Annotated in this window: 23 protein-coding genes and 1 tRNA gene; 15 read left to right on the top strand and 9 right to left on the bottom strand. The window is 37.7% G+C overall.

What is annotated here, in order from left to right:
* Nucleotides 1-32: 32 nt before the first annotated feature.
* The 8 genes from AC3M61_RS01585 to AC3M61_RS01550 all read right to left on the bottom strand — a co-directional run bounded on the left by AC3M61_RS01585 (nucleotide 33) and on the right by AC3M61_RS01550 (nucleotide 6,579).
* Nucleotides 33-659 (bottom strand): N-glycosylase/DNA lyase, encoded by a 627-nt coding sequence (locus AC3M61_RS01585; RefSeq protein WP_500779193.1) that lies wholly within the window; start codon nucleotides 657-659, stop codon nucleotides 33-35.
* 38 nt (nucleotides 660-697) lie between these two features.
* Nucleotides 698-2,908, bottom strand: coding sequence for a BamA/OMP85 family outer membrane protein (locus AC3M61_RS01580; RefSeq protein ID WP_500779192.1), 2,211 nt, complete (start codon nucleotides 2,906-2,908; stop codon nucleotides 698-700).
* A 33-nt stretch (nucleotides 2,909-2,941) separates the two neighbouring features.
* Nucleotides 2,942-3,481: an ATP-binding protein gene (locus AC3M61_RS01575; RefSeq protein WP_500779191.1), complete on the bottom strand. Its 540-nt coding sequence runs from the start codon at nucleotides 3,479-3,481 to the stop codon at nucleotides 2,942-2,944.
* Nucleotides 3,469-4,092, bottom strand: coding sequence for a PHP-associated domain-containing protein (locus AC3M61_RS01570; protein ID WP_500779190.1), 624 nt, complete (start codon nucleotides 4,090-4,092; stop codon nucleotides 3,469-3,471). Before AC3M61_RS01570 ends, AC3M61_RS01575 begins: the two co-directional genes overlap by 13 nt.
* A gap of 107 nt (nucleotides 4,093-4,199) precedes the next feature.
* Nucleotides 4,200-4,529 (bottom strand): iron-sulfur binding hydrogenase, encoded by a 330-nt coding sequence (locus AC3M61_RS01565; protein WP_500779189.1) that lies wholly within the window; start codon nucleotides 4,527-4,529, stop codon nucleotides 4,200-4,202.
* Between the two features lie 60 nt (nucleotides 4,530-4,589).
* The gene (locus tag AC3M61_RS01560) at nucleotides 4,590-5,105 is read right to left on the bottom strand and encodes a hypothetical protein (RefSeq protein ID WP_500779188.1); all 516 of its coding nucleotides are present in this window, start codon (nucleotides 5,103-5,105) and stop codon (nucleotides 4,590-4,592) included.
* Between the two features lie 68 nt (nucleotides 5,106-5,173).
* Entirely contained in the window at nucleotides 5,174-5,737 is a 564-nt protein-coding gene (gene ruvA / locus AC3M61_RS01555; RefSeq protein WP_500779187.1) for a Holliday junction branch migration protein RuvA, read from the bottom strand.
* Complete coding sequence (locus AC3M61_RS01550) at nucleotides 5,734-6,579, bottom strand: TatD family hydrolase (protein WP_500779186.1); 846 nt, start codon at nucleotides 6,577-6,579, stop codon at nucleotides 5,734-5,736. The genes ruvA and AC3M61_RS01550 overlap by 4 nt, the downstream gene beginning before the upstream one ends.
* A 158-nt stretch (nucleotides 6,580-6,737) precedes the next feature.
* Between AC3M61_RS01550 and AC3M61_RS01545 the strand changes: the two genes are divergently transcribed.
* The 13 genes from AC3M61_RS01545 to AC3M61_RS01485 all read left to right on the top strand — a co-directional run bounded on the left by AC3M61_RS01545 (nucleotide 6,738) and on the right by AC3M61_RS01485 (nucleotide 19,184).
* Entirely contained in the window at nucleotides 6,738-7,340 is a 603-nt protein-coding gene (locus AC3M61_RS01545) for a thymidine kinase (protein WP_500779185.1), read from the top strand.
* Entirely contained in the window at nucleotides 7,337-9,136 is a 1,800-nt protein-coding gene (locus AC3M61_RS01540) for a 5'-nucleotidase C-terminal domain-containing protein (protein WP_500779184.1), read from the top strand. Before AC3M61_RS01545 ends, AC3M61_RS01540 begins: the two co-directional genes overlap by 4 nt.
* 180 nt (nucleotides 9,137-9,316) lie before the next feature.
* A complete protein-coding gene (gene metG / locus AC3M61_RS01535; protein ID WP_500779183.1) occupies nucleotides 9,317-11,278 on the top strand; it encodes a methionine--tRNA ligase in 1,962 nt (653 codons plus the stop codon).
* A 62-nt stretch (nucleotides 11,279-11,340) separates the two neighbouring features.
* Nucleotides 11,341-13,821, top strand: coding sequence for a DNA gyrase subunit A (gene gyrA / locus AC3M61_RS01530; RefSeq protein WP_500779182.1), 2,481 nt, complete (start codon nucleotides 11,341-11,343; stop codon nucleotides 13,819-13,821).
* Nucleotides 13,811-14,263 carry an archease gene (locus tag AC3M61_RS01525; protein WP_500779181.1) on the top strand — a complete coding sequence of 151 codons (453 nt, stop codon included), beginning with the start codon at nucleotides 13,811-13,813 and terminating at the stop codon, nucleotides 14,261-14,263. Before gyrA ends, AC3M61_RS01525 begins: the two co-directional genes overlap by 11 nt.
* Nucleotides 14,260-14,856: a transcriptional repressor LexA gene (gene lexA, locus AC3M61_RS01520; protein WP_500779180.1), complete on the top strand. Its 597-nt coding sequence runs from the start codon at nucleotides 14,260-14,262 to the stop codon at nucleotides 14,854-14,856. Before AC3M61_RS01525 ends, lexA begins: the two co-directional genes overlap by 4 nt.
* A gap of 16 nt (nucleotides 14,857-14,872) precedes the next feature.
* Nucleotides 14,873-15,208, top strand: coding sequence for an STAS domain-containing protein (locus tag AC3M61_RS01515; RefSeq protein ID WP_500779179.1), 336 nt, complete (start codon nucleotides 14,873-14,875; stop codon nucleotides 15,206-15,208).
* A 40-nt stretch (nucleotides 15,209-15,248) separates the two neighbouring features.
* Nucleotides 15,249-15,584, top strand: coding sequence for an STAS domain-containing protein (locus AC3M61_RS01510; RefSeq protein ID WP_500779178.1), 336 nt, complete (start codon nucleotides 15,249-15,251; stop codon nucleotides 15,582-15,584).
* 28 nt (nucleotides 15,585-15,612) lie between these two features.
* Nucleotides 15,613-16,050 (top strand): ribose 5-phosphate isomerase B, encoded by a 438-nt coding sequence (rpiB, locus tag AC3M61_RS01505; protein WP_500779177.1) that lies wholly within the window; start codon nucleotides 15,613-15,615, stop codon nucleotides 16,048-16,050.
* Nucleotides 16,051-17,034, top strand: coding sequence for a histone deacetylase family protein (locus tag AC3M61_RS01500; protein ID WP_500779176.1), 984 nt, complete (start codon nucleotides 16,051-16,053; stop codon nucleotides 17,032-17,034). It abuts the gene before it with no gap.
* Between the two features lie 39 nt (nucleotides 17,035-17,073).
* On the top strand, nucleotides 17,074-17,517 hold the full coding sequence (locus AC3M61_RS01495; RefSeq protein ID WP_500779175.1) for a GatB/YqeY domain-containing protein: 444 nt from the start codon (nucleotides 17,074-17,076) through the stop codon (nucleotides 17,515-17,517).
* Nucleotides 17,514-18,491 carry a radical SAM protein gene (locus tag AC3M61_RS01490; protein WP_500779174.1) on the top strand — a complete coding sequence of 326 codons (978 nt, stop codon included), beginning with the start codon at nucleotides 17,514-17,516 and terminating at the stop codon, nucleotides 18,489-18,491. The genes AC3M61_RS01495 and AC3M61_RS01490 overlap by 4 nt, the downstream gene beginning before the upstream one ends.
* 33 nt (nucleotides 18,492-18,524) lie before the next feature.
* Nucleotides 18,525-19,184 carry a hypothetical protein gene (locus tag AC3M61_RS01485; RefSeq protein WP_500779173.1) on the top strand — a complete coding sequence of 220 codons (660 nt, stop codon included), beginning with the start codon at nucleotides 18,525-18,527 and terminating at the stop codon, nucleotides 19,182-19,184.
* Nucleotides 19,185-19,224: 40 nt separating this feature from the next.
* On the opposite strand, the gene AC3M61_RS01480 is transcribed toward AC3M61_RS01485, so the two are convergent.
* Nucleotides 19,225-19,313, bottom strand: a tRNA-Ser gene (locus tag AC3M61_RS01480).
* 102 nt (nucleotides 19,314-19,415) lie between these two features.
* On the opposite strand from AC3M61_RS01480, the gene AC3M61_RS01475 reads away from it, so the two are divergent.
* Both AC3M61_RS01475 and AC3M61_RS01470 read left to right on the top strand, forming a co-directional pair.
* On the top strand, nucleotides 19,416-20,105 hold the full coding sequence (locus AC3M61_RS01475; protein ID WP_500779172.1) for a response regulator transcription factor: 690 nt from the start codon (nucleotides 19,416-19,418) through the stop codon (nucleotides 20,103-20,105).
* Nucleotides 20,080-21,306, top strand: a complete 1,227-nt coding sequence (locus AC3M61_RS01470) for a sensor histidine kinase (RefSeq protein ID WP_500779171.1) — start codon at nucleotides 20,080-20,082, stop codon at nucleotides 21,304-21,306. Before AC3M61_RS01475 ends, AC3M61_RS01470 begins: the two co-directional genes overlap by 26 nt.
* Nucleotides 21,307-21,322: the final 16 nt, after the last annotated feature.

Genomic DNA, 21,322 nt, shown 5'->3' with positions numbered 1-21,322 from the left:
AATCCCCCTTCCTTAAGTTAGAACGAAGTTGTTTATTTGTCCACAGTCTTTTTTATCATATACCACAGGTAGAGGTCAAACTTCCCTAAGTGCTCTCCAAACATATCTGCAACTTTTCTAAGCCTTTCTTCGTAATCTAAGTAGCGTTTTTTCGTCCATCCTTTGGGTATCTCTTCGATGAGACCGTATTTGTTCATAATTCTTAGAACATGCTTATCCAAAATGGCATAGTTTGAGAACGCTATATTGCGTAAAAAGTGTGAACTTTCTTTCCAACCCAATCCTTTGACATTTTTTACGATGTATTCACGAGGATCGTCTTGTTTGATTAACTCCTTTAGTTTACCAATAATCCACCTATTCGATACTATGTATTCAGCTCTAGCTTCGGGGTACCTATGTCCAACTTCGCGCAATTTGTTTACTAATTCTTCTTTTGACATATATACAAAACCATGTCCGATAATTTTTTGCGCTTTTATGCCACCTTGTGCACTCCAATTTGCTGTTAGGATGCAAAAGCATAGCTCTGAAAATAAATCTTCTTCAGAACCTTCCTGCCTCAGTTTTTCAAATTCCTCCCATCTTGATTCAACAAGAACTCTTGCTTGTTCTCTTACTGACTCGAGATTTTTAAGTAGTTCGTCTACGCTGTGCATTTTTCATAAACCTCCAAGCTTTTCTTTGTTTATGATATTTAGAATGTCTGGCCAAAAATGAAATATGTGTTAAAGTTTGGAGAAAATGTTGGCAAAATCTGCAAACCTGCGCCAAAACGCACCAAACCAAACATAGGTAACACTAAGCCCAGTTCAACACCGGCTGAAGATTTAAGGTTGTCGAATGTGTAAGCTTGACCTATGAACCCAAGGTCGTAAAAAATGGAGAAGTAGAATATCTGGTCTGGTTCTTTAAATCTGACTTCGTTGTTGTTTAAAACAAGCACAGTTCCTTTTTCTTCGCTCTTTACACCTCTCACTTGATATGGACCCGCAAGACTGAAGTTAACAGGCGCTCCCGATGTTTGGATGACCTGGGCATTATAAATGCGACTTGCTAACGAAACAGTTTCGGATAATGGTAAGTGGTATGTTACCTCTGCGAAGTAACTTATAGCGTCAGAACCTTGTTCTGAAATTGGGAAATATCTTGTTCCACTGAGGGTGAATGAATAACCTTTCATTGGAACGTAAAGGTTATCTAAAGTTTCATAAATGTAGCTCCCTGTAAGAGCCATAGTTTTTGTTGTGAACGTTGTTGTAGATGATGTCGTGGTTTCAGAGTAATTCGCTGTCAAAGAAAATTGGCCGATAGGCAGTTTTAGAGTACTTATTCTAGCTGAAGTACTCCATTTTGTTGTTGTTGTTCCTTCTTGTGTTTCTTGGTTGAAAGAAATGGAAGATGATACGCTAAATGGCATTTCAAAAGGTTTTCTAATACCAAAGTCAAGCGATATGTTTGTGGTAGAAAGTGCTTTCTGCAATGATATGGAGAAATTCTCACCATAACCGAAAGGATTTGTAGAAGATAGTGAGAGTATACCTGCAAATCCCTCGTACCAAGGTTTATCTTTCACTGGTCCCCATGTTATTCCACCTTGAAAGTCGAATTTCTTGTCTTTTTCCGAAACGTTTACAACAATGTCAACGTTTTCATTATCCACTGGTTCAAAGTTTAAATTCACGTCTTTGAAGAAGTTGCTCTTTTTGAGTTCAATAAGCGTGACTTGTAGCTGATTACGGTTTAGATAGTCGCCGGGTTTGAGAGCTATTAAATCATCGAATACGTAAGTTTTTGTTCGTTCGTTCCCAGTTATTTTGACATTTCTGACTTTGGTTTCACTTACTATTATGTACAAATAACCTTCTTTGTCAGCTTCCAAATTCAGATTTACGATGTATCCGGCTTTATCGTATTTGTCTTTTACTTTTTGTATCGTTTTCAAAATGTCAAAATTTGTGTATGTTCCTTCTTTTACCTCACCAACGAGTTCCCTTTCGCTAAAGATTGTATTACCTCTACTTCTGATTCCCTTTAATTGGGAAGGCTGAGTTAAAATAGTGTTGTCTGTTACTGTAATTACAAGATTTTTCGCGGGAAGGTCTGTTTCCTCTTCAGAGGTAGAAATATCAATTACTTTGAAGTATACGTATTTAGAGAGGTTTTGGAAAAATTCTTGGAATTTTTGTAAGCTTGGAACGTAATTCTTCGGGCTGTCGAAAATCTTTAAGAGTGGGGCTTTGATTTCGTAATCTTTGTATTTTGGCAAACTTAACTGCTTTTCGATATTTTGGAACTCCGCTTTGAACTGTTCATCACTGCTTAGAATTTCAAATTTTACATCGTAAAGTACATATTCTGTTACTTGGAACAGTACATTATTGCCATCGACACGACCCGATATGTACACAAAAGCAAATGTCTTATCTTGAGATTTTGGAGTTGCTACAACGTAACCATTATCAGAGTAAATTTTTGCAATGTTGTTTATACTTTCCCAAAACTTTTCAAAACTGAAAGCCTTACCTTCTTCTAAGGTTATTGAGCCTTGCAGTGTTTCCTTGGCGAAAAGCCCGGGTCCTTTTATTTCTAAGGAAACTTGTGAAACAGGTTCGTTTTCTACAACCTTTATAAGCAAAATTTTTTCATTTTCCTTCCCTGGAACGTCTTCCAGAACGTATTGAATATCTTCGAAGTATCCAAGTTCATCAAGCTGGGAGATAATGTCTTCTATTGCATACATGTTTACATCTTTTCCTATGTAAGCAGTGTAAACGTTAACTAACTCGTATTTGTGAACAGTTTTTAGTCCTTCGAACTTTACATCTTTCAACACAAAACCAAGCAAATTTGCACTAACAAAGACAAAAAGTACAGTTAAGACAGGTAAAACAAATGTTTTCCTCATCTTTTTCTCCTCCCTTGTTGTAGTTTTCTTTTACTAAATCTTTATTGAACTCTCCAGCTCTTCAAGCATTTCTGACAATGTTTTTATTTTCTCCGGAGTGTCTAAAACTCCTAGGTATTCTCGTATCGTTTCAGAGGAAATTTCGTAGCAATTGTCATTATAACACCGTTCGATAAACCAGTTTATATTTTGGTTTAGCAAAAGAACAAGAAATGTATCGACAAGATTCCCAACCGGTTGGCAATCGATATGGGATTTGTAGAACAAAGCTTCTGTTTTTGTGCCTTTGCCGTATTCAGAATATACTTTTACATACCCACCGGTTGCTTCGGCAGACTGCTTTAGAAAGGGTAGTCCAAGTCCCACCCTTCTAATCTCCTTCTTTCTGGTTGTTACAAATGGATCAAAAATTTTCTCAAGGATATCAGGCCTAATTCCACCCGCATCATCTTCTACTGAGAAATAAAAAATTTCGTCTGTTTCTTTAATTACCAATCTCACATTCTTTGCTTTTGCATTTATCGAATTCTCTGCTATATCATGTACGTGGTCTGCGAGAGTTATAAGTCCCAAACTGTTTTAAACCTCCCTTCTTGAATTAGTTTTATTACATCCTCTGCACTCTTTGGTTGTTCTTCAAAATATATTTTTCTTGAACCCACTTCGCCAGGTGTATGCGCATCTGATGAAGTTAAAACTATGAATCCTTTCCTTCGCAATTCAAACGCAAGTTCCTTTTTCTTTACCTCAACGTATCTGGCATTGTATGGCACCATTCCGAGTTGCTGGATGACTCCAAATCTTCTATCGATGTGTGCAAAGACTGGAAGTCCGTTGTGCTTCTTAATCAATTCTAAAACGTCTTCGATAGTCATATTTACAGGAAAACCAAGGTAATAATCTAGGGATTCTGTAAATTCTTCCTGCTCATTCAGGACTAGCTCGTAACCGTACTTTTCTGGATCATACTCAAATTTTGGTAGCATTTGTTCAACAGCTTTAGAAACTGCTAACGCATCTTCAATATCTGCGAAATATCCAAGTATGTGAACGTCTTCCAGTGAATGAATTTCAATGCCAGGAACGATAATTTTGTTACTACATAAAGAAATAAAAGCCGCAACGTTACGTGCGGAGTTATGGTCAGTAATAGATATTATTTCTACTTCTGAATCACAGACCACCGAAGGAACCATCGTAAGTTCTGCACAAGGGGACAAACAAGAATGAACGTGAAGATCAGCCCTGTACATGTATCATCAGCTTTCTCATAATCAACTAAAATATCTAATCAGCGAATTCCTAATTCGTAGATCTTACCGGCGATGTAATAGGAACTCTCTGAAGATACGTAAAGGTTTATACCTTCCTCTTTTGCCTTTTCGATAGTGTCTTGCGGATAGTCAAGCCCTTCACATAGCACAATTGCCCTTATTCCTGTTAGTGCAGCAACTGCAATTATATTGACATGACTTTGGACCGTGAGCCAAATGCTATTTTGCTGGGCGGAACGCATAACAACACTTAGTAAGTCTCCAACGTAACAATGTTCGATTTCGTAATCATTGCAGACCACAACTTCTTTCAAACCTACGTTTTTTGCTATTTCGGAAATTCTCACAAAAGCCCCTCCCCTTGAAATATTCCGGAATTTTTTATGAGAGCTAAGTATATTAACTAACTACACAGTTGTATTCAAAATCATTCCAACAAGCAGTTCTGGAATCTTCATACCTGTCATAAGTGCGTTTATAGCCATCGTAAGTAAAAGAATCTGTTGTAGCAATTTTTCTCGCTCCATAGGATCCGCTGTTTGATAAAGCTTTCTGTACAGTTCATCTATCTTTCTTTCAATTTCATTTCTTTTCAAGTCACTGTCTTCACCTATTTTGTTTTGTTGGTTTTCTTGTGAGGTATTACCATTTCTCTGCCCAGGCACATAGATTAAGACTTTGGTTTTACCTGCAACTGCCGCTAGGAAAGAGCCTCGTTTTTGAACATCAAGGTATATACCGCCGTATATTATAAATCCACCCTGCTCGGCAGCTTGCTTTTTAAAGTCAATATAATTTGCAAATTCTTGGCTCATCACTCTTAAAAAACTTTGACTCGCCGGTGCACCAAAAGGAACACCGGGTTCTCCGGGATCTAATTTGTAACCCAAGACGGGGTTGACCACGCTTGGTGAATTTGTCATTGAAATTCCACCAACAGGACCTACCCCATGTTAATACCTTCTTTCTTTTATGCTTTCCTTATGTTTCCTCACATCTTTGACAAAATCTTAAGTGCTTCTTTTATCAACTTAGACAGATTTGCATCCGGAGATTCTTTCCTCGCTTGTTTCACCGCGTTTTGAGCTTGTGTTTTCGAATATCCAAGTGATACAAGCGCTTCGATTGCTTCAAGCGATACATTATCAACCTGCATCGGCTCAAATTCGTCTTTAAGTTCAGCAACTATTCTTTCTGCTGTTTTTCTTCCAATGCCAGGAATCGACGAGAGTCTTTCAATGTCACCATTTGCGATTGCCGTTGATAAAAACTCTATGCTTGCTGAAGATAGAATCTTTATTGCACTCTTTGGTCCTAACTTTGATACTTTTATGAGCTTTTCAAAAACATCTCTCTTTTCCTTCGAATCGAAACCGTATATACTTATATCTTCTTGCGTTACCATCAGTTTTGTAAACACAATAATTTCTTGTCCTTCCTTTGTTTCTGAAAAACTTTCCGCATCGCAGATAATACCAATTACTAAGTTACCGATATCAACAAGTACTTTCCCCTCACTATGTCCTAGGAATTTACCACGGACTAGTTCTATCATTTTTCACCATCTCCAGATTCCGTGCTTTGTTCGATGTTTGTAAAACTTTCAGCAAGAGTACCTTCGAAGATTTCTTGAACATTTTTCCATAGTCGTTCCGAAATGTCGTGACCAAAGATTTTTTCGAGTTCTTCATAGACGTAAGATACATAAATTGGTTCATTCCGCTTACCCCTGTAAGGCTGTGGTGGGAGATAAGGACAGTCCGTTTCCGGAACTATATTTTCCTCTCCGATTATTTTGACCACGGACCTTAGCATTTCGTTCTTTGGATAAGTGATAGGACCTCCAATTCCTATTTTAAAGCCTAACTTAACAAAACGCTTTGCCCAAATCTCATCACTACTGAAAGCGTGCACTATTCCACGTAAGTTTTCAAAAGAAAAGGCTCTAAGAATATCGTATGTATCATTGTATGAATCCCTGATGTGCAAAATTATTGGTAGTTTTAAGTGGAGTGCTAGTGCCACCTGGTCGGCAAAAACTTTCTTTTGAACATCCACAGGAGATAGATTCCGATAGTAATCCAAACCTATCTCACCTATAGCAATGACTCTGTTTACTTTCGTTGCAGTCTTTTCTAAAGTATCAAGATATTCTGTTCCGGTTTTGAAAGCATCCTTTGAATCATGCGGATGAATTCCTATAGCTACGTAAGTGTTTCCCAGATTTTTGGCGATATCGATGCATGGTTGTATATCGTTCAAGCTTGTCGAAACGTTTAGGACAAAACGTAGTCGAGAAGTCCTTTCGAGGACATCTTGAAAATCTGATTTGAAATGTGGCATATGCAAATGCGCATGCGTATCTACGAGGTATCTTTCGTCTCTTCCCATATCCATTTTTCTATTCCTCCTTTTTCTGGTATAATTATACCAGAAGTGGTAAAATTTTTTACAGTTGCCCAGCTTTATCGACAAAAACTTAACTTTGTGGTAATATGATAAATGGTGTAACTTTGAAAAAATATAGGACAAAAGCGAGGTGTAAATGTTAAACTATGAAAACTATCGGGAAGCTCACTGTAATTACTGGTCCCATGTATTCAGGTAAGACAACCGAACTTCTAAACTTTGCGGAGATTTACGAAATTGGTAAGAAGAAAACTCTGATTTTCAAACCGGCTATCGATACACGCTACAGTGCTGAGGATGTCGTAACTCACAAGTTTCACAAAATGCCTGCAAGGGTTGTCAAAGATTCGACCGAGCTTTTTGAATACTATAATTCTTTAATCGAAAAGCCGGATGCGGTGTTCATAGATGAGGTTCACTTTTTTGATTCTGAACTAGTTAATATCGCCAAAGAAATAACCTTAGATGGGGTAGATGTTTATTGTGCAGGACTTGATATGAGTTATTTGTGGGAGCCTTTTGAAACGACTGCAAAGTTGATGGCACTTGCAGATGAGATTATCAAAAAGAAAGCAGTCTGTGAAGTGTGCGGCGAATATAAGGCGACATTATCTTACAAGTTAAAAAGCAACGGTGGAGTTTTTGATGTTGGTGGGAAAGACAAATACATCGCTGTCTGTAAAGATTGTTATGAAAGTTATGAAAGAAATGCACAAAACATAAACAAAAAGGAGGGAAGAACATTATGAAAGGAAGAACGACACTTGCACTGATAGGTTTATTTGTTCTGGCAGTTTTAGCCTTAGGTCAGACCACTCCAACAACGGTCACTATTATCCATACTGCCAATATTTACGGGAATGTCCTTCCGTTCAATTATTTCACGAATACTTATGAACCAAAAGGTTTGGTGCAAATTTATTCCTATGTTGCACAGCTTAGACAAAAATCATCAGATTTATTCTTAGTTGACACTGGAAACTTATTATATGGTAGCCCGTTTGGCGATTACTTTTTAGAAAACGATGCAAGTGAAAATCCTGTTGTTACTTTATTCAGTCAAATTGGATATGATGTGTTCGTTCCAGGTACATTCGAGTTAACACTCGAAAATGAAAAGTTTGAAAAAACTTTGAAGAGCTTGAAAACATATATACTGGCATCTAATTTAGCGAATAAGTTTGATTTTGTTAAGAGTTACTATGTCAAAGTTTTTCACAGCGGTCTGAAAGTTGCTACGATAGGTGTTGTTCCACCTTATGGTAATTTGGCTTCAGCAGACTATATTAACACGATTAAATCAGTTATACAGAGGTTGAAATCCGAGGTTCAGCCAGATGTTATTATCTTAGCAACCAGTGGAGGAATAACGTATGATCCTGTAAGTGGTAAACAGATCTCAATTCAGAGTGGTTTGAACTTGGGTGATATTTTGGTTAAAGAATTCAGTAAAGACGTAGATATTTTCCTTTTTGGTAACCAAACAGTTGTTTACACAAACATAAGCAAGGAGAATAAAGTTTTTTCAATTCCTGGTAGTGAAGGGACTTCTGTAAATCAGATAGACATATCTTTTTCACAAGTAGGGAACAAATGGAAAATAAGCAAAGTAACTATACGAAATGTGAAGTTGGAAAAGATTGAGCCTGTAGAAAGCGTATTGAACTGGGCTCAGCAATTTGAAACACTCATAGAGAAGTGGTTAGATACGCCTGTATTAAAGTCGGATTTAACAATAGGATTTAATAAGTACATGGCAATTTTAGAGGACAGTTTAGTTACTGAAATCGTTAATAAGTCTATAATTGAGTATACAAATTCTCATATTGGAGTATGGAATGTATTTAATCCAAATTTTGAAGGTTTTATTGAAGGAGATATAACAAGACGAGACCTTTATGCCGTAGTAGGCAAAACAACAACTGTTAAAACTTTGCGGTTAACAGGAAAACAAGTGAAGGAAATCATTGTAAAGAGCCTAAGCATGCTTTCATTTAAAGATGGGAAGGTTGTTTTTGAAAAAAGTCTCGTTAGCTCTCCTTGGATTTACGATTTGTTCGAGAATCTTGAATATGAAGTTGTAATAAACAAAAGAGAAGTGAAAAAAATACAATTTATGAGGAAAATTGTTAACGATAACGATGTCTTTGTTGTCTCCGTTCCATCCGTGAGAACCTATGGTCAAAACGCAATTCTTGGTGGTACAGTATTAAGCGAATTTGAGATACCTGTTCAGAAAATTCTTTTTTCTCAAATTAAAAAAATTCTGCCTGAAGATATTCTAAATACAAGGGAAGATAGTAATCGAGTTTCGTTGGTTCAACTTACCTATACTGTACAACCTGGAGATACTCTGGCTCGCATAGCCTATAGATTAGGTATTGCGACCTCAGATGAAGACTTACCACTAGCGATTGAAGAACTTATGACACTTAATCCCATCATCAAAAACCCGAACCTTATTAGACCTGGCTGGGAAATTGTTTATTACAAGAAGTACTTGGATCTCATACCACCTCTTAGAGAGCTTTTTGAAGCAAGGTAAAGACCTATTAGCTTATTACGCGATGCATTAATTTATAACAAAAGTGCGAGGTGGAAAGTTCTTCCACCTCGTGTTTTTATTGTCAATAAAGTTTTCACAAGTTTCACACAAGAGGATTTAGACTATGGTATAATATACAAAAGAATCAGTTATCATTAAACTTCTTGGAGGTGCCATAAAGTGAAAAAGTTTTATATTACGACCCCTATTTATTATGTGAATGCTGAGCCACACATTGGAAGTTCTTATACAACTATCATAGGCGACATTCTTGCTCGTTACAAGCGGATGATGGGTTATGAAGTCTTTTATCTAACCGGTACCGACGAGCATGGGCAAAAAATAGCACAAGCGGCAAAGGAAAGAGGAGTTGAACCACAGCAACTGTGTGATGAACTAGCCCAGAAGTTTAAAGAGCTCTGGAGAGAGCTTGAAATTACAAACGATTATTTCATCAGAACAACCGATGAACATCATATGAAAACCGTTCAGTTTTTTGTTTCAAAGATGATGGAAAATGGTGATATTTATAAGGGAACCTACGAGGGTTGGTATTGCGTACCTTGTGAAACTTACTGGAATGAAGATGAACTCGAGCATTCAGAAGACGGAAAACACCTTTGCCCATCATGTAAACGAGAAGTGCAGTTGATTAGAGAAGAAAATTACTTCTTTAGACTATCAAAATACACCGAACCACTTCTGAAACATTTTAAAGAAAATCCAGATTTTGTAGAGCCAGATTTTCGAAGAAACGAGATGTTGAAAATTCTTGAATCGGGGTTGAAGGACCTTTCAATAACTCGAACGACTCTGAAGTGGGGAATTCCCATGCCAAATGACCCGGAGCATGTCATATACGTTTGGGTTGACGCACTTATAAACTACGTTTCTGCTATAGGATATCCTGATGATATGGAGACATTCAACAAATGGTGGCCTGCCGATGTGCATCTGATTGGCAAGGAAATTAACAGGTTCCATAGCTTGATTTGGCCTGCGATGTTAATGTCGGTCGGTTTACCATTGCCTAAGAAAATCTTCGCGCACGGTTGGTTAACAGTAAATGGTCAGAAGATTAGTAAATCGCTTGGGAACGCTATAGATCCAAGGGAATATGTTAAGAAGTATGGTAACGACGTTGTTAGGTACTACCTTGTCAGAGATATTGTCTTTGGTAAAGATGGGGACTTCTCTGAAGAAAACTTGGTCAAGAGACTAAATTCAGACCTTGCCAACGATTACGGAAATCTTTTACATAGAACGCTTGCAATGATAGTAAAACATTTCGATGCTCAGATACCAGGAATTGGGGAATTGGAAGAACTGGACAAGAAATTATTGGAAAATTACGAAAAAACAAAGCAAACCTATACTGAACTTATGGATAGATACAGAATTACCGAAGCACTAGAGGTACTTTGGCAATTTATAGGTGATTTAAACAAGTATTTTGACGAGGCAAAACCTTGGATACTTGCTAAAGAAGGAAATAAGGAAAGACTTGGGACGGTTCTTTCTCTTGTAACTGAAAGTATTTTCAAAATAGCAACACTTGTATCCTGTGTAATGCCGAATTCTTCAAAGGAAATCTACAGCAGGCTTTCAGTCAATGAAGGGTTCACGGAAAAGTTTTTGGAAGGATGGAACATACTTAAAGGACACAAGGTTGTTCATGGAGAACCTCTCTTCAAAAAGATAGAGAAAATAGAAAAGGAAATCCAAAAACCGCAAAAATCTAATAAGCAGGGGGATAAACCTATGGAAAAGCAAGAGAATGTTGTGAGCCAGGCAGAAAATGTTGTTTCTTTGGAAGAAATTATAGATATTGATTACTTCAAAAAGGTTGATCTAAGAGTAGCAAAGATTATATCAGCTGAAAAGGTTGAGAAATCCGAAAAGTTGGTCAAATTACAAATTGACCTGGGCGAACTCGGGACAAGACAAATTGTTGCGGGAATCGCTCAGTACTACAAGCCTGAGGAACTTGTGGGAAGGTTAATAGTCGTTGTTGCGAACCTAAAACCAGCAAAGCTTATGGGAATTGAATCTAAAGGCATGCTTCTTGCTGCAAAAAAGAATGACAAACTTACACTTTTAACAGTGTCCGGCGAAATAGAACCAGGAGCGAAAATTTCCTAATTGAACAGCTTAAATTTAAACAAAGTCAAACTATGATTGAGACGTTAGGGAGGTAATTTTCTGTGGACGAAAGAGAAATTAACAAGGATATTCTAGCCAATAATGAGTTAAAAGACAACAATGATTCAAATGTAATAGAACGTGTGCTCGAAGAAGAGCTTGTTAAGTCTTACTTGAGCTATTCGATGAGTGTCATTATTGGTCGTGCAATACCAGACGTGAGAGATGGCCTAAAGCCCGTCCAACGAAGGATATTATATTCCATGTACGAGCTTGGATTGCTCCACAACAAACCATTTAAGAAGTCGGCACGTATCGTCGGTGAAGTGATGGGTAAGTACCACCCTCATGGTGATGCTGCAATATACGAGGCACTTGTTCGAATGGCGCAACCTTGGACGATGAGATATCCACTTGTAGAAGGGCAGGGAAACTTCGGTTCCATCGACCGTGATCCACCTGCTGCAATGAGGTATACAGAAGCCAGGTTGCACAAAATTGCGGAAGAAATGCTCGAAGACATAGACAAATCAACGGTTCGGATGCTAGATAACTTTGACGGTTCATTGCAAGAACCAGAAGTGCTTCCTTCAAAGCTACCGAATCTCCTCTTAAATGGTGCAAGTGGCATTGCTGTTGGAATGGCTACAAGTATACCAACGCACAATTTACGAGATGTTGTTGATACCATAATTGCAGTTATAAAGAAACCTGATATATCGATGGAAGAATTGATTGATATAATAAAAGGTCCTGATTTTCCAACAGGAGGTATCATTATAGGTAAAGCCGGTATCAGGGAAATGTATGTTACCGGCAAAGGAAGTTTCACAGTTAGGGGCAGAGTGGAAGTAAAACATGATAAAAAGAAAAAGTCGATTATTATCACTGAGATACCGTACGGTATAAGTAAAGCAGACCTGATAAACCAAATAGCTGCCTACTTGCAAGAAGAAGAGGTTCCTGTAAGAGACCTAAGAGATGAAAGTGATAAGGAAGGACTCAGAATCGTTATAGAATTTCCTGAGGATATAAACGAAGAGGTTATCTTAAACAATCTTTATCAAAAAACAAGTCTTCAAACACGATTTAACGCTACATTTCTTGTTATTGATGCTGACAAACAGCCGAAATTGATGAACTTAAAGCAACTTGTTGAAGCTTATATAAAGCATAGATTTGAAGTAATCAGAAAAAGGACGCAATATGCTTATCAACAAGACTCACGAAGGGCGCATATTTTGGAGGGGCTAATAAAGGCTTCAAGGTCTATTGACACTGTTGTCGATATTATTCGGAATGCAAAAGATACATCTGATGCTATGGCTCAGCTTATGGAAATCTTACAGATGACTGAAGAACAGGCAAAAGCTGTGCTTGATATGAGACTTGGTAGATTAACCAACCTCGAGACACAGAACCTCCAATCAGAATACAGAGAGGTCCTTTTAAGACTTGAAAAAGAAAAAGAACTCTTAATGAGTGATGAAAAAGTCTACGAAGTGATTGTCCAAGAGTTGCTCGAAGTCAAAGAGAAATACGGAGATGACCGTAGAACGGAGATAACAGAATATGAAGAAGTTATAACGAAATTTGACAAGAAAGACCTTATACCAAACAAAGATGTTGTTATGACGCTTACAAGGAAAGGGTTCCTAAAACTCATGGATTTGAACGCATTCAGAACGCAAAGAAGAAATGGTAAGGGCGTTACTGGGGCAAATTTAATGGAAGACGACATAATATCTCAGATTATTTATACCAAGTTGCACAATAAAACATTGTTTTTCACTTCGCAAGGCAAAGTATATGAAATTGAGAATATAGAAATAGAAGAAAGCGGTAGAGCTACGAAAGGAAAGCCGATTACTAAATACATCAAGCTAGAACCAAATGAAAGAGTGCTTGCCATGATGGACATCTCAGATTACGAAGGCGACCTGCTGTTTGTCACAAAAAACGGAGTAGTTAAGCGGACAAGTCTAGAAGACTTCAAGAATATTACATCCAAAGGTATAAGAGCAATTACTTTTAGAGATGGGGACGAGCTTGTTTCAGTCCTGCGTGTAGAATCAGAAGATAGCACCGTCTTAATCTCTACTAAACTTGGTATGAGTATAAGGTTCCCAGTTGATGAAGTTCGCACAATGGGTAGGAATGCTGCAGGTGTTAGAGGCATTAGGTTAAGAGAAGGAGATCAAGTAGTGTCTGCTACAATTTTAAAAGATGATAGCGGATACATACTGACGATAACTGAAAAAGGTTTTGGAAAGCTTACCGAGGCAAGTGAATACAGAAAACAATCGAGGGATGGTTTAGGAATCAAGAATATCGCAGAAGTTGAAAAAACAGGTCCTGTTGTTGGAGTTGCCTATGTAAAGGGAGATGAAGAAGTTGTGGTCTTTACAAAAGACGGAGCTTCTATAAAATTCAAAGTGGCAGATGTTCCTTCAAGAGGAAGAGTCGCTCAAGGTGTTAGAGTTATACACTTAGCAGATGGCGACATAGTTGCAGATTTTGCAGTTATAGGTGGTGAAGAGTAATTTGTTCAGAGAAATCTCCCATACTGCAGACCTTGCTTATGAAATAGAAGCTTCAAACGTAAATGAATTGTTGCAGGATTTTGTAACAATAATTATTCAAAATTCTGAAATTTTTGAGACGTCTAGCACGAACATTACAAAATCAATATCTAATGTTGTTAACGAAAGTAACAATCAAGGCACAACAGATTTGCAAAATGTTATGAAAAAATGTTATAATATCAACGATAGTAGCGATGAAGAATTTGTAGACAGCTTATTCGACACCGTCAACGATATAATTTCTTTGGTTGACAGAGGATACTTTCCAATGAAAGTTGAGAACCAATGTGTGTATTTTGCCAAAAAGCTCATCATAACACGTATCAAGGCGTTGACGTATCATGGGCTGGAAGTGAAACGCGGTGAAAGAATAAGCCTGAAGGTGGTGTTTGATGTATGAGAGAATTAACCGAAAGACAAAGGCAGATCTACGAATTTATAAAGGAGTACATAACAATAAAGGGCTATGCGCCTTCGATTAGAGACGTTGCACGACATTTTAAAATGACGCCTAGAGGAGCTCAGCAACATCTTATCGCACTTGAAAAGAAAGGATATATAAAACGTTCCAAAGGTGCGAGGGCAATAACACTTGCTGACCGCAAGGAGAGTATAGTAGTCCCCGTTAAGGGAAAGATAGCTGCTGGTCAAGCGATAGAAATGTTTGAAGAAGTTGACGAAGAGATAGAAGTTCCTATCGAAATGCTTCGAGGGTATGGAGAGTATTTCGCTCTCAAAGTTCAAGGAGATAGCATGACAAATGCACACATTATCGACGGGGACTACGTCATACTTAAGAAGCAATACACAGCAGAAAATAACTCAATAGTGGCTGCGGTCGTTGATGATAAAGTAACCTTGAAAAGATTTGTTTTAAGAGACAATTTGGTGGAACTTATTCCAGAGAATGAATCTTATCCTGTTATGCGATACGACCCAAAAAAAGTGAGAATCATCGGGAAGATGGTAGGATTAATAAGGATTATAAAGTGAATCTGGGGTGATGGAAATGCAGAAAAGTGTATTAGGAGATGTTATAAAATTCATTCTTCCAGACGAACTAGAATTAACGAATGCACAACAAATCAAGAAGACGATTTATGAGGAAGCTTTTGAAAAAGGGTTCAAGAAGGTTATTTTGGACCTCTCAAAAACAAAGTACATTGATTCTACCGGGTTGGGAGTAATGGTTGCAATACATAAGCAAGCGCTTATGAACGCTGGTGCTGTTGTCTTTTTGAACCTTGATAGCAATATAAAAGGTCTGCTCAAAATGACAGCACTCGATAGGATTTTGAACATATACGACAATGAAGAAGAAGCTATCGAATTTTTAAATAAGTAAGCAACTTTGAACAATTCTTGCAAGGGGAGGTAAGATATTTATGTACACGTACACCGAACAGTTTGGTGTAGTTATTGTTTCTCTTGAAGGCGACATTACCATGCAAAATGCGATGACCTTAAGAAATTGGGTGGTTGATAACCTTATCAAGAAAGGCAAGTCAAAAATCGTGTTTGATTTCACAAGAGTTAATTCGGTTGATAGTTTCGGGCTGGGCACATTTGTTAGTTTGCACAAAACCGCTCTGTCTGCGAATGGAGCTATAACTTTTGCCAACGTCAACGAGAACGTCAAAAAGCTTCTTACAATGACGGCTTTGGACAAGGTTATTAAAGTATTCCCATCAGTTATGGATGCTGTTAACTCTATTAAATAACGATTATTTACCATAGGAGTGCATAGGAATGAAAATAGCAATAGGTAGTGACCATGCTGCTTTTGAATTGAAGGAGAGAGTAAAGGAACATCTTCAGAAAACAGGTATAGAAGTTATCGATTGTGGCACCTATTCGATTGAAAGCGTTGATTATCCTGACTACGCGAAAAAAGTTGCAGAAAAAGTTACAAGCAAAGAGTGTAATTTTGGAATCCTTATGTGTGGAACAGGGATAGGCATGTCTATTGCCGCAAATAAGATAAAGGGTGTTCGTGCTGCCCTCTGCTTGTTCCCAGAAATGGCTGTATATGCACGCAAGCATAATGACGCAAATATTCTAGTTTTACCTGGGCGATTGATGGGAATAGAATTAGCAAAGTGGACTGTTGATGCGTTCTTGAATTCCTCCTTTGAAGGTGGAAGACACGAAAGAAGAGTTAAGAAAATTGAGGAGCTTGAGAAATAAATGTTAAGTGGTAAAAAAACGTGTTTGTTTTTCTGTGCTGACTTGAACGAGTATTTTGTTCCGAAAAAAGAAATAGATAACGGAAAATTTATAAGAAATCCTGAGAAACCAAGCAGGTTAAAGTTTGTTTTGAATTATCTTCAAGAACATTTCCAAGCAATTCAACCATCGGAGTTCGGCGAAGAACATATCCTGAAAGTGCATAGTGAAAGTTACTTTAATTATTTAGTCAAGAAATCTGAGGAAGTGGAGGACGAATACCTCCCAGAAGTATTTTTTATTGACCCAATATTTGATACTGGAACACCTATCAAGAAAGAAGCGTTTCTTGCAGCCAAAAGAGCCGTAGACGTAGTTCTCAGTGCGACAAAATACGCCCTCGAGCAAAGAGTTATGACGTACGCACTTACACGACCACCCGGCCACCACGCAATGGTCAATTATGGTGGTGGATACTGTTATTTCAACAACGTTGCAGTTGCAGCTAGATACCTTGAAGAAGAGGGTATGCGTGTCGCTATTCTTGATTTAGATTTCCACCATGGCAACGGAACGCAGGATATATTTTACAAAGACCCAAAAGTGCTTTACGTTTCTATACATGGAGACCCCAGAAAATTTTATCCGTGGTTTAGCGGCTACGAGACGGAATGTGGAGAAGGAAACGCGTATGGGACGAATTTAAATATTCCTTTGCCTGAAAACGCAGATGTGAATATATATGTTGAGGCTTTAAAAAAGGCAGTTCAAAAGTTAAAAGATTTCAAACCAGACGCCCTTATGATTTCTCTGGGTACTGACACGCATATAAAAGACCCTGTCGGAAGATTCGCTCTTTTATCTGAAGACTACAAAACTATTGGCTCGTTGATAGCTAATTCTTTAGTGAGCGACTATCTCGTTATTGTGCATGAAGGTGGGTACAACTCGAGGTCTAACCTTGTAGCAGTTAAAAATTTCCTTGCAGGCCTTCTTGGAGAATAGCTGGAACTAAAACTGTTTAACGACAGAAGGAGGATTCATATGGGACTTAAGGAAAAAATACTCAATGATATGAAAGAAGCTATGAGAAATAAAGATGAAATAAGATTACGAGTCTTAAGATCCATCAAAACTGCTATCGGCTATTTTGAAGTTGAAGGTGAGAAAAAAGAAGCGTCCGATGAAGACGTGCAAAAGCTTATCCTTAAAGAAATCAAAAAGCGTCAAGAATCAATAGAAGCTTACAAGGCAGCAGGTAGGGAAGACTTAGCAAAAGCCGAAGAAGAAGAACTCAAAATACTAGAGCAATACGCTCCTAAGATGCTTTCCAAAGAGGAAATAAAACAGATCGTTTCAGCTGTAATATCAGAGCTGAATGCTACGCCTAAAGACTTTGGAAAGGTTATGAAAGAAGTAATGGCAAGGGTCAAAGGCTCTGCTGATGGAAAATTAGTGAACGAAGTTGTAAAGGAGCTACTTAAGTGAAACAACAGGAATTAAAACAGAAAGAGAGTGAAAAGAAACCTAAGATATATCCCGTATTTCTGCCGAACCTTGGTTGTAAGACACGTTGTGTTTACTGCAACCAGTTTATAATGACAGGAGAAACAATTCCAAATATTGACAAAATTGCTGAAGAACTTGCGTTTGTGACTCAGATAGATGAGATAGCATACTATGGCGGCACATTTACGGGCTTGAAATGGGAACTAATGGAAAAGTTACTTTCGATAAGACCAGATATACCAAAAAGAGTCTCCACCAGACCTGATACTATCGATGAGAATATTGTTGAATTCCTAAAGAAAAGCAACGTAAAAACGATAGAATTAGGGATTGAAAGTATCGATGATGAAGTACTTTTTCACTCCGGGCGTAATTATTCGAAACACGATATTTTTAAAGCGATATCACTATTAAAAGACAATTTTGAAATTATTGCACATCTAATGACCGGGCTTCCTAAAGATAGCAGAGAAAAAGATTTGAAAAGTGTCAGACTCCTTATAAATGAAGGTATCAGAAACTTTAGAATACATCCTACAATTGTTTTTAGGAACACAGCGCTAGAGAAACTTTTAGAGAAAGGTCTATACAAGCCTCAGACACTTGAAGAAGCCACACTTGTTGTGACCGAAATGGTTATAATTGCTGAAGGTAATGATGGAAAAGTTATTAGAATTGGTTATCATATTCCACAATCTCAATTAAAATTTGTTGTTGCCGGTCCGTACCATCCTTCATTTGGTGACTTGGTGCGAAGTAGAATTATAAGAATGATAGTTGAGAGGTTTGAAGTGAAACATATTGCTTATAGTCGAAGATTCACGTCTTGGGTTAAAGGTTATGGAAACGAAAATCCCCAAGTAAAATTTCTCGAACTTACTGAAGAAGAGAATATATTTTTTGATGGGACACCGCTTTCAGAAATGTTAAGGAAATATTCAGCAATAATTTGAAAAGATTTTCCCAGTTTAAATTGAGGTGGTCAAATGCAAGAACTTATATTCTGGTTGATTTTTTCCATTGTAGCGGCAACATTGATAATTACTCAAACAGTCGTGGTTACAGAGAGACCGGCAGTACCTCAACTCACAAATGTTGAGCTGCCGGACTTGAGCAAAAAGGACCCTGATGCGCAATTAATATATGAAAATGAAATTCTCGGTGAAAAACTGAGTAAATTTCTCGAAGGGAAAGTTGTTATTTATTCATTGGGAGAATTCTCAGGTCCTACTTTTAACGAAAAAGGTATCAGAGACGGAGCTCAACAAATAGCTTATCAGGGTTTGATTACAGAACTAGAAACAGTGAAAAACAGCCTTATAGCACAGGTCATTTCACTTTTCGACGAGGAAAGGGCGAAAACAATGGGTACAAAAATAGCCGAATTATTTGACCAGCTTTACCAAAGAATCGCATTTGACGATGCACTGGCTGTTACCTACAAAATTTGGAAAAAGAGCAAAGGTGAAGTGACAACATATTATTATCTTGTTATTTTTGATGACGAATACGCAAGGATACTAATAGAATCTGTGGCAACCGACATTATTCAAGAACTTCAAACTTACGGTGTTCCTTTTAAAGATTTGTGGCAAAAGGCGTTGGATGAATATGCAATACAGAGAGGAACATCACACAACCAGTGACTTGTGCAGGACAAAAAGGATAACTTATTAAAAAATAAAATGGCGGAGGCGGTGGGACTCGAACCCACAAGGACCGTAAGGTCCACCGATTTTCGAGACCGGCTCCTTAGCCAGTTCGGACACGCCTCCGTCCAGCAGTAGATAGTATACCATAGCTTTTGTAATTTTCAATATTTAAAAGTTTCACATTAAGTCGTCTGTAATTGCTTTTTTCGATTAGAGGTGGGGTTTGTGGAAAATACTCCAAGAATTATGGTTGTTGAAGATGACAGAAAAATTCGTAGACTTCTAGAGATGGAACTTGAACACGCAGGCTACAAAGTAGCTTCATTTGATAATGGTATAGATGCTCTTGAAAATTTCAAACAGTTCGCGCCAGACTTGGTAATACTCGATATAATGCTTCCAGATATGGACGGTTACGAAATAGCTCAAAATTTAAGAAAACTTAGTCCAGACGTTTTAATCTTGATGCTCACAGCTCTAGGGATGAAAAAAGACAAGCTTACAGGATTTGAATCCGGAGCAGATGATTACCTTACAAAGCCATTTGACAATGAAGAACTCTTAGCTCGTATTAAGGCACTTTTAAGAAGGAAACATATCGATGTCTCAAGACCATACAGGATAGGTCCTCTAGAAATCTACGAAGATAGAAGGACTGTGTATTATGACGGAAAAGAGGTTGACCTAACGAAAACTGAGTTTGAGTTGCTGATATATTTAGTTAAAAACAGAAATCGAGCTGTTAGCAAAGAAGAAATACTCAATGCTGTTTGGGGCATAGATTATTACGGTTCAGACAACACCGTGGAAGTTTACATAAACTACCTCAGAAAGAAGCTCTCATCTGATTTGATAAAAACAGTCAGGGGAGTAGGTTACCGACTGGTTGGTGAAGAACTTGAAACTAACCACTAAGCTTGCGCTTGTAAATACTTTTGCAACTGTCATTCTTGTCTCTTTTGTTTTAGGAATCACATACCTATACTTCTACAAGCTTGCCATGAGACCCGTCCTTGAAGATTTTTCCAACCCTGGAAGGTTTGTAACCATCATTTCCACACCTTTTGGTAAGCAGTACATTGTGTTAAGATGGGATGCATATGTTGCGGATTTGGAAGAGGGAGTGGTAGTCAATGATCCTTATGGAATAGGTTTAGTTGAAGAAAATGGACTAAAGAAAATTGGAAATCGCTACTTTTATATGACATCCGTTCAGAATGTGATAGTAGGAAAGGAGATAACTGCAATAATCAAATTTCTCGAAAACGTTCGGAAGCTTTTTATCCTCGCTATTTTGCTTCTTGCAATAGGCGTAGCAGTGTTTACTTATTTTCTGACAAGGAAGAACGTTAAAGAATTAAAGGAGTTCATATCACAAATTGAATTGCTTGGTGGCACGGATGTTACAAAAAGAGTTGAGATGGCTACCACCACGTATGAATTGAAAGAGCTGGTTCAAAAGTTTAATGAATTGATGGAAAGAATAGAGAGGTCCTATAAAGCTCAAGAAGCTTTTGTTTCGGCTGTATCGCATGAATTAAGAACACCTGTTGCAACGTTATTAGGTTACGTTAACATGCTTAAACGTTGGGGTATGAATGATGAGAACGTTTTGAGGGAGTCTGTTCAGGCTATAGAAGAAAGTAGTAAAGAGATAAAACAAATAGTTGAAAACATGCTCTTGATTGCGAGGGTGGAAACTCTTACAGAGGAGAATATAGAACTAAAGAGCTTTTGCGAAGAGTTACTGCATCAGAAATTTAGAAACAGAAACCATGAATCTGTCAATGTGGAAATTCGTGGGGAAGGAACAATGAAAACAAATAGGGAGGGACTGGGTATAATCTTGACGATATTGCTTGATAACGCTTTTAACCATGGAGCACCTCCCTACTTAATTGAAATAAAAAACAACGAAATTGCAGTTGTTAACCACGGTGAAATGATACCCGAAGAGGTTATTCCGAAAATCTTTGAACGATTCTTCAAAGGTGAGAAATCAACAGGCACAGGTTTGGGACTTTATATTGCAAACGAAATTGCTAAAAAGTTGGGTTTGAAAATACACGTGAATAGCACAGAAGAAAGAACTATCTTTAAGATAGTGAAAGATTGACAAGCTAACCGTAAAA

Source organism: Fervidobacterium sp., from assembly GCF_059913585.1.
Note: the sequence above shows the minus strand (reverse complement) of the source record. Positions and strands in the feature narration are given on the sequence as shown.

Bases quoted from the DNA above. Each gene is read 5' to 3' on its own strand.
- AC3M61_RS01540 (WP_500779184.1), top strand. From the start codon at position 7,337: ATGAAAGGAAGAACGACACTTGCACTGATAGGTTTATTTGTTCTGGCA.
- AC3M61_RS01580 (WP_500779192.1), bottom strand. From the start codon at position 2,908: ATGAGGAAAACATTTGTTTTACCTGTCTTAACTGTACTTTTTGTCTTT.
- AC3M61_RS01545 (WP_500779185.1), top strand. From the start codon at position 6,738: ATGAAAACTATCGGGAAGCTCACTGTAATTACTGGTCCCATGTATTCA.
- ruvA (WP_500779187.1), bottom strand. From the start codon at position 5,737: ATGATAGAACTAGTCCGTGGTAAATTCCTAGGACATAGTGAGGGGAAA.
- rpiB (WP_500779177.1), top strand. From the start codon at position 15,613: ATGAAAATAGCAATAGGTAGTGACCATGCTGCTTTTGAATTGAAGGAG.
- AC3M61_RS01550 (WP_500779186.1), bottom strand. From the start codon at position 6,579: ATGGATATGGGAAGAGACGAAAGATACCTCGTAGATACGCATGCGCAT.
- AC3M61_RS01515 (WP_500779179.1), top strand. From the start codon at position 14,873: ATGCAGAAAAGTGTATTAGGAGATGTTATAAAATTCATTCTTCCAGAC.
- AC3M61_RS01495 (WP_500779175.1), top strand. From the start codon at position 17,074: ATGGGACTTAAGGAAAAAATACTCAATGATATGAAAGAAGCTATGAGA.
- lexA (WP_500779180.1), top strand. From the start codon at position 14,260: ATGAGAGAATTAACCGAAAGACAAAGGCAGATCTACGAATTTATAAAG.
- AC3M61_RS01500 (WP_500779176.1), top strand. From the start codon at position 16,051: ATGTTAAGTGGTAAAAAAACGTGTTTGTTTTTCTGTGCTGACTTGAAC.
- AC3M61_RS01560 (WP_500779188.1), bottom strand. From the start codon at position 5,105: ATGACAAATTCACCAAGCGTGGTCAACCCCGTCTTGGGTTACAAATTA.
- AC3M61_RS01485 (WP_500779173.1), top strand. From the start codon at position 18,525: ATGCAAGAACTTATATTCTGGTTGATTTTTTCCATTGTAGCGGCAACA.
- AC3M61_RS01510 (WP_500779178.1), top strand. From the start codon at position 15,249: ATGTACACGTACACCGAACAGTTTGGTGTAGTTATTGTTTCTCTTGAA.
- AC3M61_RS01585 (WP_500779193.1), bottom strand. From the start codon at position 659: ATGCACAGCGTAGACGAACTACTTAAAAATCTCGAGTCAGTAAGAGAA.